The organism is Parvularcula lutaonensis, from assembly GCF_014651915.1.
Lineage (GTDB): Bacteria > Pseudomonadota > Alphaproteobacteria > Caulobacterales > Parvularculaceae > Parvularcula > Parvularcula lutaonensis.
On record NZ_BMXU01000003.1, the window covers coordinates 22,721 to 36,118 of the forward strand.

At 63.3% G+C, this 13,398-nt stretch carries 7 protein-coding genes; 3 read left to right on the forward strand and 4 right to left on the reverse strand.

Going from position 1 to position 13,398, the window contains the following annotated elements:
- Positions 1-69: 69 nt before the first annotated feature.
- Complete coding sequence (locus IE053_RS13720; RefSeq protein ID WP_189577070.1) at positions 70-2,298, forward strand: TonB-dependent receptor; 2,229 nt, start codon at positions 70-72, stop codon at positions 2,296-2,298.
- 34 nt (positions 2,299-2,332) lie between these two features.
- Here the strand turns inward: IE053_RS13720 and IE053_RS13725 are convergent, their stop codons facing one another.
- A complete protein-coding gene (locus tag IE053_RS13725) occupies positions 2,333-4,558 on the reverse strand; it encodes a S9 family peptidase (RefSeq protein WP_189577072.1) in 2,226 nt (741 codons plus the stop codon).
- 396 nt (positions 4,559-4,954) lie between these two features.
- Between IE053_RS13725 and IE053_RS13730 the strand changes: the two genes are divergently transcribed.
- Positions 4,955-6,256, forward strand: a complete 1,302-nt coding sequence (locus tag IE053_RS13730) for a DEAD/DEAH box helicase (RefSeq protein WP_189577074.1) — start codon at positions 4,955-4,957, stop codon at positions 6,254-6,256.
- Here IE053_RS13730 and IE053_RS13735 read toward each other — a convergent pair.
- The 3 genes from IE053_RS13735 to panD form a co-directional block, all read right to left on the reverse strand.
- Complete coding sequence (locus IE053_RS13735; RefSeq protein ID WP_189577076.1) at positions 6,253-7,983, reverse strand: serine hydrolase domain-containing protein; 1,731 nt, start codon at positions 7,981-7,983, stop codon at positions 6,253-6,255. The two genes, IE053_RS13730 and IE053_RS13735, sit on opposite strands and share 4 nt — an antisense overlap.
- Entirely contained in the window at positions 7,980-8,645 is a 666-nt protein-coding gene (locus IE053_RS13740; protein ID WP_189577078.1) for a GntR family transcriptional regulator, read from the reverse strand. The genes IE053_RS13735 and IE053_RS13740 overlap by 4 nt, the downstream gene beginning before the upstream one ends.
- Before the next feature lie 68 nt (positions 8,646-8,713).
- On the reverse strand, positions 8,714-9,076 hold the full coding sequence (gene panD / locus IE053_RS13745; RefSeq protein WP_189577080.1) for an aspartate 1-decarboxylase: 363 nt from the start codon (positions 9,074-9,076) through the stop codon (positions 8,714-8,716).
- 354 nt (positions 9,077-9,430) lie between these two features.
- Between panD and IE053_RS13750 the strand changes: the two genes are divergently transcribed.
- Complete coding sequence (locus IE053_RS13750) at positions 9,431-13,219, forward strand: S8 family peptidase (RefSeq protein WP_189577082.1); 3,789 nt, start codon at positions 9,431-9,433, stop codon at positions 13,217-13,219.
- Positions 13,220-13,398 lie beyond the last annotated feature (179 nt).

The window sequence follows — 13,398 nt, forward strand, 5'->3', positions numbered from 1 at the left end:
ATAATCGCGCCCGACCTGCGCTAGGGTCACGGCGTCCCAAAGTCTTTCTCCCACTAGGAAAAAACTGTCATGCGTTACCTGACCGGCGTCTCGGCTGCGGCACTTTGTATCGCCAGCACGGCCTTCGCCAGCGAGCCCTCCACCGACGAAATCATCGTCACCGCAACCAAGCGCCCCCTGCCCCTGTCGGAGGTCGCCGGCAGCGTCGATGTGATCGAGCTCGGCAGCCAGCCGGGCGGCCTCGACCGGGCGGAGGAGATCACCCGCCTCGTCACCGGCCTGCAGGCCGCCGTCGCAAACGGCAGCCAGATCGCCTACCAGATCCGCGGCATCGGAGCGGTGGATCACCAGGCCCTGACCCCCGGCGCCGCGGCGGTCTACCGCGATGGCGTTCTGCTCGCGACCAATGTCCAGACCGGCTTCCTTCTTTATGACATGGCGCGCGTCGAGGTCCTCAAAGGCCCCCAAGGCACGCTTTACGGCCGCAATGCATCGAGCGGCTCGATCAACTTCGTCACGAACCGTCCGGGCACGGATGCCCCGTCGTCCCTCCGCCTGCGCGCAGGCAGCTACGACCTGCTCGACGTGGCCGGAGCTTTCGAAACTTCATTGGCCGAAGACCTCGCCGCCCGCCTCGCCTTTCGCGGCAGGTTGCAGGGCCCGGTCCTCGACAATGTCGCCAGCGGCGGCTTCCCCGCAGGCTCCGACCGTGCAGCCGGGGAAACCGAAGACTTCGGCATGCGCCTGTCCGTCCTGCGCGAGGGTGATCGGAGCACGGCCCTTCTTCGCCTTCACTACGAGGCCCAGAAGGGCACCAATCCGGCCCCTCTCAACAGCGCCCTCGACCTCGGTGACCACGAGATCTCCGTCGGAAATGACGGCCTGCAGCCCCGAGACAATGACTTCTACGGAGCATCGCTCGAGACGACATGGACAAGCGGGGGCTGGGACATGACCTCGCTCACGGCCTTCGAGGGTTACGCGCAAAACTACGGCTTCGACTTTGACGGCACACCGGCGCCTTTCGGCATTCCGTCGCTCAATGCCAACCTGCGCTACAATCGCGACTATTGGCAGGCGAGCCAGGAACTCCGCGGCGTGAAAGAGCTGGAGCGCGGATCGCTCCTCATCGGACTTGCGGCGTCGACGGATGACTTCCAGCAGGACTACCTCATCTGGTGCGGCAGGCTCGACGAAGCGACCCTGCTTGGCAGCTGCACCTATGTCGGTGCTCCGGGCCGCGTCGGCCCGACCCCCGCCTCTCCGAGCCCGGTGCGCTCGCTCCTCACCACGATCGAGCAGCAGCGCAGCACGGGCGCCCTGTTCGCGAGCCTTCAGCACGACCTGACGGACCGCCTCGCCCTCACCCTTGGCGGGCGACTCACGGCGGAAGACATCGACGGCGAAGGTTTCGGCATCCACCTCTTCGAAGATGGCACGCGGGCCTTCAACGACCGCGATGGCCTCGGCGATGCCGTCGGCAGCAATTCCATCGAAGAAACCCGCTTCACCGGGGATGCGGCCCTTCGCTATGCGATCAGCTTACGGACCAATGTTTATGCCTCTGTCGCCAGCGGCTTCAAAAGCGGCGGTTTCAACGGCGAGGTCGCGAACAATGCCGGGCACTACGCCGATGAAGGGCTGTTCGGCGCGGAGACCGTCATCGCCTATGAACTCGGCCTTCGAAGCCGGGTGACGGACCGGCTGCGCGGCAGTATCGCGGCCTTCATACTCGATTATGACGATCCGCAAGCCCGCATCTTCGTGCCGTTCACCCAGCCCGACGGCACCACGATCATCTCCAACTCGCTCTCGAACCTCGACGCAGCCGGTGTCCGTGGCCTTGAGATCGAAGCTGAAGCACAGCCTACGGATCGTCTAGACTTGCGGGCCAGTGTCACTCTTCTCGACACGGAGATCTACCAGCCCTTCGATGGCAGCAGCAACGCAGCGCTCTTCGACGGCAACCCGCTGCCCTTCGCCTCGGAAGTCTCCGCCACCCTCAGCGGCCGCTGGCTCCTTCCATTCGCAGGCGACCGCTTCTCCATCGCAGCCGATGCCAAGTACCGCAGCGACTACCAGCTCGATGCCGAAGGGCTCGACGAGCGCAAGCAGGAAGGCTTCACCACGGTCAACGCAGCCTTCGAAGCTGCCGTGACCGACGACCTCACGTTCTCCATCTGGGGACGCAATCTGAGCGACGAAGACTATGCCGTCTCAGGCTACGGCTTCATCGGCACCAACACCTTCCGTAGCGCTCCGCGTACTGTGGGAATGGATCTCAGGCTCGTGTTCTGACGAAAAGGGGCGCCGCGGCGCCCCTTTCCTTTCCCTATTCACCCGGCTTCAGGTGCCTGTCGAAGAACCGCATCGAGTGGGTGAAGCGGTGCTGTCCCTGCGGCCCAGAATGGATCGAGTGGCGCTGGCCCGGATAGGTCATCATCTCGAAGTCCTTGCCCATCGCCTGCAGCCTTGCGAACACGCGTGTCGAATTGTCGAACGTCACGTTGTCGTCGGCCATGCCGTGGATGATGAGCAGCGGCGTCTCGAGCTGTCCGAGATAGGGAAACACGGACGAGCGCTCATAGCCTTCGGGGTTGTCCTGCGGCGTATCCATGTAACGCTCCGTGTAGAACGTGTCATACAGCGACCAGTCCGACACCGGCGCGCCCGAGACCGCAGCCGCGAAGGTCCCTTCCGGTGCGCGCAGCGCGAGGTGCAGGGTCATGTAGCCGCCATAGGACCAGCCGGTGACACCGATGCGGTCCTCGTCCACGTAAGGCAAAGAGGCCAGGAAGTCCGTGCCCTGAAGCTGGTCGGTCACCTCGACGCCCGCCATGTTCCGGTAGAGATGGTCCTCGAAGCCTTTGCCCCGGCCGCCCGAGCCGCGCCCGTCGATCGTGAAAACGACATAGCCCTGCTGCTGCATGTACTGGTCGAACAGGAACCAGCGGCCGAAGCTGTTGGTCACGAGCTGCGGCCCCGGCCCGCCATAGACGCGCAGGATCGCCGGGTATTCCTTGCTCTCGTCGAAATCGTGAGGCTTCAGGATAGAGTAATAGAGCGCCTCGCCCGTTTCGGCCGTCAGTGTGCCGAATTCCGGGGTCTGGTGGGCGTCGAGATAGGGGTAGTAGGGATGCATTCGGTCGAGGGCATTCTCCTCGATCCAGGTGATCCGCTCGCCGTCCGCGTCATAGAGCCCGGTCTGCGGCGGCGTCGAGGAGTTGGACGAAGTCGCCACGAAACTCCCTGCATCCGGAGCCATCGACACCGACCACGTCGAGCCGAGCCGGGTCACCCGCTCGGGCGCGCCGGGGTCCTTGTAGCTCACCCGGTAGAGGTGCCGTTCCAGCGGCGTGTCGACATGGGCGACGAAATAGACCTCGCCAGCCTCTTCATCGACGGCGGCAATCCCCCGCACCTGCCAGTCGCCGAGCGTGACCTGCGTTTTCTCTCCGTCCTCGGAGAAATGGAGAATGTGCCGGAAGCCCGTTTCCTCCGTCGTCCAGAGAAACCCGCCCTCTGCGAGCGGATGGAAGTCATCGGACAGGTTGATCCATGCGTCCTGCTTCTCCGTGTAGACCTCTTCGACTTGCCCGGTTCCGAGGTTCACCTTGCTGAGGGTCAGCTCGGTCTGGTCCCGGTTGACCGTCTGGATGAAGAGATCCTCCGGCGATGCCCAGTCCACGCGCGCAAGATAGGTGTCCGGCGAGGCGCCCCACATCACCTTGACAGGGCGGCGCTTGTCCATGTCCTTGATGAAGAGGTCGACCACTGCATTCGGGCGTCCTGCCCGCGGGTAGCGCTGCTCGATCACCGTCACGTCATTGGCGGCAATATCAAAGCGCGGGATGATGTCGACGCCGGTTTCGTCCGTGCGCGTATAGACAATGCGCTGGTCGTCGGGACTCCACCAATTGCCGGTGTAGCGGTTCATCTCTTCCTGCGCGACGAACTCCGCCGTGCCGTAGGAGACGGCGCCCTCGCCCTGGGGCGAGATCCGGCGCTCGCGGCCGCTGTCGAGATCGATCGCATAGAGGGTGCCGTCCCGCAGGAAGCTGACGTACTCTCCTGACGGAGAGACCTTGGCGTCATACTCGAAACCCTCGGTCTCGGTCAGCCTGCGGACGCTCTTGTCGTCAAGCGCCACGAGGAAGAGGTCGCCGGCCAGCGGCACGAGGATCTGTTCGCCTTCGGAATCCCACTGGTACTGGACGATGCCCTTCGAGCTCGAGATCCGCTTGCGCTCGCGCAGGGCCTTCTCCTCTTCGGACAGCTCGAAATCGTCAGGCTCGAGGAGCTTCGAATCGACCAGCATCGAAGCCTCGCCGGTCTCCACGTCATAGGCCCACAGGTCGAGCCTGGAGGCGTCGTCTTCGCGCGCCTTCAGGAAGGTGACGAGCGAGCCGTCCGGGGCGTAGGCCACGGCCCGCGGGCTGGTCCCGGTCAGGCTCGGGCTGGCGAACAGCCTGTCGAGGGAAAGCTCCTCCGCGAAGGACGTCGCGGGCAGGAGGGCGGTGGCGGCGAGGATACTGGCTCGCAGGATGGTGCGCGTCATGGAGCGAAGAGATGCCTTAAATTCGGGCTATCGCCAAGCTCGGAGAAGCGATAAGCGCCCCTCGCGCTACCCGAGAGGCCCTCGCTCAGGTGCAGGTTGAGAAAACCTGCGAAGGTCGATAATGGCCGTTTCGTGCTCACGCGCGCTTATTTCTGCATCATACGACCAAAAACAATTCACCGAATAGCTCCTTCGGCCAAAATCCAAATTGAGTTGACGGAGTCGTGGAGCTGCCGCACCGCTGTGTTTCCTCTTCATAAGAAGAGACCGGAGGCAGCGTGAAACCGGCACCTGCCGGTCCTCCGACCCAATCCGATTTCTTGTTCGTGGCCCATCACGCGCGCCGCGAAGGAAAGCGCACTGCCGTGTGAATGCTGGCCTGTGCGTGAGAGTTTTATGAGTGATTTTTCCGAGTTCGGGCTCGCCCCCTCCATTGCCAGAGTGCTGGAGGCTGAAGGCTATGACCGCCCGACTCCCATCCAACAACAGGCGATCCCGGTCGCCCTTGAAGGCAAGGACCTCCTCGGCATCGCCCAGACGGGCACCGGCAAGACCCTCGGCTTTGCAGCCCCGATCCTGACCCGCCTCCTCGCCGAAAAGCGCCGCGCGCCGCAAAAGAGCTGCCGCACGCTGGTCCTCGCTCCGACGCGGGAGCTTGCCGCACAGATCGCGACCAGCTTCCGGACTTACGGCAAGGGCACGCGGCTCTCGGTCGAAGTCTGCTTCGGCGGCGTGAACATCAACCCGCAAAAGGCCAGGCTGCGCCAGGGTGTCGACATCCTCGTCGCCACGCCGGGCCGCCTTGAAGACCTGATGGGCCAGAAGGCCCTCAACCTCGACGGCGTCAGCCACCTCGTCCTCGACGAGGCGGACCAGATGCTCGACCTCGGTTTCATCCACGCCCTGCGCCGGATCGCCAAGGCGCTGCCGAAGAACCGCCAGACGATGTTGTTCTCGGCCACCATGCCGAAGCCGATCCGCCAGCTCGCGTCCGAATTCCTGACCGACCCGGTGGAAGTTTCCGTTGCCCCGGAAAGCACCACGGCAGAGAAGGTCGATCAGTCCGCCTACTTCATCAAGCGCGAAGACAAACCGCGCCTTCTGGCGGAGATTCTCCGCCGCGAGGAGGTCGAACAGGTCATTGTCTTCACGCGGACCAAGCACGGCGCTGACAAGCTCGTGCGTTACCTCGCCAAGCAGGACATCGACGCCGCTGCTCTCCACGGCAACAAGAGCCAGAACCAGCGCCTGCGTGCCCTTGGCGCCTTCCGCGACAAGAAGCTGAACGTCCTGATCGCGACCGACATCGCCGCTCGCGGCATCGACATTTCGGGCCTCGGCCACGTCATCAATTACGAGCTTCCCAACGTACCCGAACAGTACGTGCACAGAATCGGCCGCACAGGCCGCGCTGACCGCGAAGGCAATGCGATTGCCCTCGTGCAAGGCGATGAAAAGTCCTACCTCAGAGCCATTGAGAAGACGATCCGGCAGAAGATCGTCGTCGCTCCGCTACCTTCTGGCTTTGAGGAGGACTTGTCCGACCTGCCCCCGGCGAAACGCCAGCAGAACCAGGGCCGTCCGCAGCAGCGTCGCAGCGGCCCGGGACGCGGCAAGCCCGGCGCTGGCCAGTCACAGAAGCCCCGCCGCGGCGGCAACCGCCGCCCGCAAGGCCGGAAAGTCGCGGCGAAGGTCTAGTTCTTCGCCGTCAGTGCAGGGATGATGTGACCGCCGACGAAGCGGTCACGCCACCTGCCCCAGATATAGCCTTGGCCGTAATTCCCGCCGTTGAACGCAATGACGAGGTCGAGCTCGGGCACCACCACGACGACCTGTCCGCCGTTGCCTGCCGCTTCGAAGGAGCGGTAGGTCCGTCCGTCCACGTCGATATCGAACATGTGCCAGGCAAGACCGTCCTTGCCGCCGAAATACATGTTGCCAAAGGCTTCCTCGGACAGCCCCGTCGTCGCCGCGCTGATCTCCACCCAAGGCGTCGTTGAACGTTCGATCCACTCCTCGCTGACCAGCCGCTCGCCGTTCCAGACACCGCCATCGAGCGCCATCTGCCCGAGCTTCAGGAAATCCCGCGGTATGAGCTCCGCTCCGCCACCCAGATAGGCGTCACCGCTCGGCATCAGGTTCCAGTGATAGCGAGACCAGCCAAGCGGCTCTGCAATCAGCCGGTCGATCAGGGACAACGCGCGCTCCTCCAACGCAGCCGCGAGGGCACCGCCAACGAGGTTCATACCGCCGGAGCAGTAGGCATAGATCTCGCCGGGGCGCCGCACCATCGGCAGGCGCGCTGTCTGGGCCCAGAGGTTGTCTTCGCCACTTTCCCAAAGCCGCCACTCCGTACCCGGACTCTGGTCATCATTATCATCGCAGGCAAGGCCGCTACGGTGGGTCATCAGGTCCGCGAGCGTCATCGCCTCGCGGCCGTCGCCCTCGGGAATGGCAGGGATCGTCCGGCGAAGGAGCGGCATGACGGGCGTGCTCTCGTCCAGCTCCGCACCATCTGCCATGGCCGCGCCGAGGAGGATGGAGGCGAAGGTCTTTCCGGCCGAGCGGAGATCATGCCCGTCTTCCCGACCGTGGCCGAAGAAATACTCCTCGAGAACGAGCCTTCCATCCCGTGCGACGAGAACGCTGTGCACCAGGTCAGGACGTGCGGAGAGAGGGTCATGTTCAGCCAGTATACGGACGAGCTCCTCTAGCCTCTCGACATTGAACCCGGCAGCTTCCGGCTCACCTGCTTGCCAACCATGTCCATCGGCAATCGGTGTCAGCCCATTGAACCCACCCATGCGAGGCAGAAAATCCGCCACCTGCGCACTGTCGGCGCGGACCATGGCAATCTCACCGAGCCTCGGGAAAGTCAGATGGAGCGTGTCCGCGGCTTCGTCATAGCGGTAGGATAGATTGATCTCGCGCCCACCCCGGTTCGCCGACAAAACACCCTCCTCCGCCTTGTACTGAATGACACCACCGGTGAAATTCCACTCGGGATTTCTGATCGCGGCTACCGACTCACCATCCCGCTTTCCAAATCCTATCAGTAGCCGGACATCGCGCTCGCGCGGCTGGGGTTCCCCGCGGAAGGTCCCACGCGCGGAGCGCATGAGGTCGAGGGGCGTCGCCATTGCCTGCCCGCCGAAGCCGTCCTCGGGCTGGATCCAGAAACCCTCGATGGCTAGTCGTCCGATCTCGCCCTCGAACCGCTCTCCGCTCGCAAGCGAGAAGGAGATGCCCCTCCCCTCCCGTTCGACCTCCAGGGGCTCGCCGTCCGCGTGAGTCTTGCATTCTCTCCGCCTGCAAACGACCTCTATGGCTCCGACCGGGGAACGGTAGACCTCCTTCCGGTAGGCAAAAATCCCCTCCGGCACAGCCTGCGCCAGAAGCACAGCCGTCAGTGTCGCGATCATCATCGGTTACTCCCCCTCTCCTGTTGGCCCCTGCTGGCAAGCCACGCAAGGATCGGCCCCTCCCCGGAAGACAGGTTCCGCCGCAGCGCATCCGCCGCCGCTTCCAGGTCGCCCCCGCGGAGGGCATCGAGGATTTGGTCGTGCTCGTCCCCGGCCCGATAGGTCTGCCGGACCTCGCGGAAGAGCGCGAGCTCGTAACGCCGTGTCCGGACCATCATCTGCTCGATCAGGCCCAGAAGCACCCGGTTGGGGCACTGGGACAGGAGCAGCCTGTGCCAGGCCTCGTCCAGCTGCACCGCCTCTGCCGGATCGGTGGTTCCCTTCAGCCGCGCATTCATCATGGAAAGCTCGCCAAGTGTCCGGTCACGGAGCAACCCGCCAAGGCGCAGCGCCTCGGTATCGAGGATCGGCCGCACGGCGTAGAGCTGGCTGAACTCCGAACCGGTCAGCGGCGGCACGAAGAAGCCCTTGCGGGGCTTCGAGGCGAGAAGCCCCTCCGCTTCGAGCTGCAGCAGGCTCTCCCGCAATGGCGTGCGGCTCACCCCCAGATCGGACGACAGCGCGACCTCGTTCACCCGGTCGCCATCCGGGATCCGGCCGCCAAGGATCATCTCCCGAACGGCCGCTGTGATATCATCGCGGATGTTGCTGCGCTCTATTATCATGCACACCGCATACTACACACTGCATACAGTCGACAACACTGACGAACATGCGCTGTCTTCGAGGGGCCTCAGCCCTTGATGACGTCCTTGATGGTGTTGTCTTCATTCATCAGCACGACGGTCGGCTCGTGCTCCAGCGCCTCGTCGGCATCGACGTCACAGAAAGCAGCGATGATGACCCGGTCGCCCACATGGGCGTGGCGCGCCGCCGCGCCGTTCAGCATGATCTGGCCGCTGCCCGGCTCACCGGCCAGGGCATAGGTCGTCAGACGGGCGCCATTGGTGATGTTCCAGACATCGACCCGCTCATTGGGCAGGATGCCCGCCGCTTCGAGCAGTTCGGAATCGATCGCGATCGACCCCTCATAGTGAAGGTCGGTCATGGTGAGCGTAGCCTGGTGCAGCTTCGCCTTCAGCATCGACAGACGCATGGCATCTCCCCGGGCAGCACGCCCTTGTACAACGTGCCCAATAGCAGACAGCGCCTATGCTGCAACTGCGTTCTACCCTTAAGAATCCTTTGGCCTACACCCGTTTTGCGTGTGGCCGATTGCCGACTTCACAACTTACCTTAAGTGCGCCAGTCCGTTCAATTGTGAAACAATCACGCCGAAACCCGCATGTTTGCTAGCGTGACTGTGTCACCCACCCTTCCGGAGGCTCAAGATTTCTCGGCTGTAACTGTGTCTTATGGTTGCATAAAAATGAAAACTCTGCACTAACTTCCGTGTAACCATGGCAGAGTTCCGCGCGGCCCCCTCCCGCGTCGGGTTCGAGGAAGCGTGATGAAAAAGTTTTTTCTAAGTTCTGGTGTTATCGCTCTCGCGATTGGTAGCGCGGCTTCAGCGGCTGATACCGCATCGTTCACCCCGCAGGATCTGCACATCGACCCGCTCGATCTGCATATTGATCCGCTGGATCTCCACATTGATCCCCTCGACCTGCATATTGATCCCTTGGATCTGCACATCGATCCGCTTCAGAAGATACTCAGCACAAGGATCTTCGAGGCAAACGACCTGCACATCGATCCGTTAGCGTTGCACCTGGACGTGCTGGACCTGCATATCGACCCGCTCGATCTGCATATTGATCCGCTGGATCTCCACATCGATCCCCTCGACCTGCATATCGACCCGCTGAAGCTCGGGGCGCTGGCGATGCACTGGGACTCCCTCTCGGGCAACCAGGCGATGCTGTCGGGAGGGGCCGATCTTTTCTGGGGCACCTTCCAGCCCATGGATCTGCATATCGATCCGCTCGATCTGCACATTGATCCGTTGGACCTGCATATTGATCCGCTGGCGTTGCACCTGGACGTGCTGGACCTGCATATCGACCCGCTCGATCTGCATATTGATCCGCTGGATCTCCACATCGATCCCCTCGACCTGCATATCGATCCGCTTGCAGCCTGGTTCGATCCGTCGAGGAGCCTAACGGCGGCTCATTTGTGGATCGATCCTCTGGATCTGCATATCGATCCGCTTGACCTGCACATCGATCCCTTGGATCTGCATATCGATCCCCTCGACCTGCACATTGATCCTCTGGACCTGCACATCGATCCGCTGGCGATGCAGCTCCAAGCGCTGGCGCTCCATCTCGATGTCCTCGACCTGCATATTGATCCGCTGGATCTGCATATCGATCCCCTGGATCTCCACATCGATCCCCTCGACCTGCATATCGATCCTCTGGACCTGCATATCGACCCGCTGGCGATGCAGCTGCAGGCACGGGCGCTCCATCTCGATGTCCTCGACCTGCATATTGATCCGCTGGATCTCCACATCGATCCCCTCGACCTGCACATCGACCCGCTGGATCTCCACATCGACCCTCTGGTCTTGAACAGCCTTCTCGCTTTCGAACGGCTTAGTGATCCTTCGCAGGCTGACAATCTCCACCTGATATTGGAGCCTCTGCAGCAACTTGGTGCGATCGCTGACCAGCTGGACGTCCTCCACGCCCGGCTCAGCGCGCTTGATGTCGAAACCCTCGACCTTCACATCGATCCGCTCGCCGAAGGGCAGGTCCAATCCATCCTCGGCGCGCTCGAAGGCATTCAGGGCCTGTCCGCCCAGTTGCGGCAGATCGGTGAGATCGCCATCGCTGTCACCAACGCCTACGATCAGTACCAGGCGCTCTACGCGCGTGCAGAGGCCAGCTATGGCGCGCTTATCGAAGGTGAGACGGGCAAGGGCTTCGAGGACGGGTTCCTCACCGGATTCCTCGCCAAGCACGGCCTGTCGGGCGACGGCTTCATCGACTTCCTCCAGATGTCGGAAGGAGAGCGCGCCCAATTCCTGATCGACCTCAACGATCAGCTCTTCACCTTTGCTGGGGTCGACCACCCGGATCACTGGATGGGCGCTGTCAACTGGTCGCCGCGTCTGTCGGAGGTCGCGGGCTTTGGCGAAGGCGTCACCATCGGCGTGGTGGACCAGGCCTTCGCAGGAAATGGCGCGCTGGGCGATGCACCCGAGACGCTGGGTGCCATCGTCGAAGGGCAGGATCACGGCCTCGCGGTCACCGGCGTCCTTGCCGGCGCGCTCGACGGCGAAGGCGTCATGGGCGTTGCTCCCGAGGCGTCCATCGTGCTCGCCAACCCCTTCGACCGGCAGTCCGAAGCCGACGAGAAATCGGTGATGCGCGCCATTCGCCGCGTCGGCCAATCCGGTGCCAGCATCATCAACCTGTCCCTCGGCGAGGAAGGCGCCGCCTTCTCGGAGGGCTGGGCAGAGGTGTTCCAGAACGCTGGCGTCCAAAGCGCGACCGATAGCGCGCTCTTCGTCATGGCCGCGGGCAACACCGGCGTCGAGCAGGACTACGACGTCGATATGGCCGGCACCAACGGCGCCATCGAGCGGCTCATCCTCGTCGGCTCGATCGACCCCAGCGGCGACATCGCAAGTTTCTCGAACACCCCAGGGGATGCCTGCTTCACCACGGCCGATGGCTGCACGCCCATGATGGAGCGTTTCCTCGTTGCCCCCGGACAGCAGATTCTCGTCTCCACCCCGGACGGCGTTGGTCGTGCCTCGGGCACCAGCTTCGCAACACCGATGGTCTCTGGTGCGGCCGCGCTCCTGCAGAGCCGCTGGGCTTGGCTGGCTGACAACCCTGAGGCCACCGCCGAGATCCTTTTCCGGTCGGCCGACGATCTCGGTGCGCCGGGCGTCGATGAAGTCTTCGGCTGGGGGCTTCTCAACATCAGCGCGTCGCAGCGTCCGCTCGATGCTGGTGCCCTCTTCTTCCGTACGGGCGGTGGGGATCGTTCGATCACCAATGCCGGATTCACCCCGAACCTTATGGCCCGCGTGAACCGGGGGGCCACGGTCACCGTCTTCGAAACCGTCGGCGACACCTTCCGCGACTTCAAAATCCCCGTCGGCGTCCTCGAGGCTGGCGTCATCGATCCCCGCGTCACGCTCCAGAACGACGCCGAGGCCTATTTCGGTGACCGCGTCGGTGCTTCATCTGGACAGAACCAGGCTGTCGCGGGTCTCTCCTTCTCCGGATCAGGCCGCTTCAGCGACGTGGCGCCGAAAGGAACAGTCGCGTTTGGCGGCCAGGACGCAGGCTGGGTCCTGTCGCTTGAAGCCCGTGAACCCTCCCACGGTCTCGTCGTCCCCGAAGGCGACCTCGCCTTTGAGACCCACGCCACGCTCGAGGCTACGGAAACCGGGATGACCTTCCGCTTCGGCCATGGTGACGGGGCGCTCGGCTTCTCCGGTTCGGCTTTCGGTCTGACGTCCGACCACGACATCCGCACGGGCGGTGTCAATCCGATGCTTGGCCTCGCTTCGGGCGGTGCCTACTTCCAGGCGCAGCTCCCTGTGACGGAAAGGCTGACCCTCTCCGGCGGCGTTTCGTCCCGTGATCGTGCCGACCTCGTACTCAACCCGTTCTCGGGTGAAATCTCCGAACGTGTCGCCGGAACTGAAGGCTACAGCGCTGCAGCTGCCAACGCCGCGATCGTCTATTCGATGTCTGACCGCTTGACCCTCAATGTCGGCGTCACTGCCTTGCGCGAGACCGATGGCTTCCTCGGCGGCCAGTCCGTCGGCGCCCTCAGCTTCGGCGAGCAGGCTCTCAGCCGATCGGTCACGGTCGGTTTTGACAGCGATCTGGGCGCCGGTTTCAACGTCGCCGTCAGTGCAACCGCGGGCCGGACCACGGGTCGTGGTTCGGATGACGGCCTTCTCGCGGTTGGTGACGAAGGCGTTGTTTCGACCGCTTACCAGGCCGCGCTCGGGAAAACGGGGGTGTTTGGCGATGACGACCGCCTCCGCATCTCCTTCGCTCAGCCGCTCCACATCGAGGAAGGCAGTCTCGCCGTTCAAAGCCTGGGCGTGATCGACCGCCAGACCGGCACGCTCGGCCTGATGCCTGATACCATCGGCCTTGGATCGGCGGACCGTCGCTATGTCGGCGAAGTGCTCTATGGCCGACCCGTCTTCGATGGTCGCGCCCAATTGTCTTTCTTCGGGCAGGTCGACACGAGTCCCTTCCTGTCACCCGGTGAAGCAGCCACAACCGGAGGCCTGCGCTTCTCGATCGGCTTCTAACTGCGGCGACATCCGGAACGACGAAGCCCGGCTCATATGAGCCGGGCTTTTTTCATTCGGAGCCTTGGGTGATCCACCGTGACAACCGGTGCAAATGCCTGCAACGCTTGATCGTCGGGCCAGACAGAAGAGAAATCTTAACCACAACTCGGCAAGACGAGGCTCGTTGTTCGAGGCGA

Bases quoted from the DNA above. Each gene is read 5' to 3' on its own strand.
- IE053_RS13720 (WP_189577070.1), top strand. From the start codon at position 70: ATGCGTTACCTGACCGGCGTCTCGGCTGCGGCACTTTGTATCGCCAGC.
- IE053_RS13725 (WP_189577072.1), bottom strand. From the start codon at position 4,558: ATGACGCGCACCATCCTGCGAGCCAGTATCCTCGCCGCCACCGCCCTC.
- IE053_RS13730 (WP_189577074.1), top strand. From the start codon at position 4,955: ATGAGTGATTTTTCCGAGTTCGGGCTCGCCCCCTCCATTGCCAGAGTG.
- IE053_RS13735 (WP_189577076.1), bottom strand. From the start codon at position 7,983: ATGATGATCGCGACACTGACGGCTGTGCTTCTGGCGCAGGCTGTGCCG.
- IE053_RS13740 (WP_189577078.1), bottom strand. From the start codon at position 8,645: ATGATAATAGAGCGCAGCAACATCCGCGATGATATCACAGCGGCCGTT.
- panD (WP_189577080.1), bottom strand. From the start codon at position 9,076: ATGCGTCTGTCGATGCTGAAGGCGAAGCTGCACCAGGCTACGCTCACC.
- IE053_RS13750 (WP_189577082.1), top strand. From the start codon at position 9,431: ATGAAAAAGTTTTTTCTAAGTTCTGGTGTTATCGCTCTCGCGATTGGT.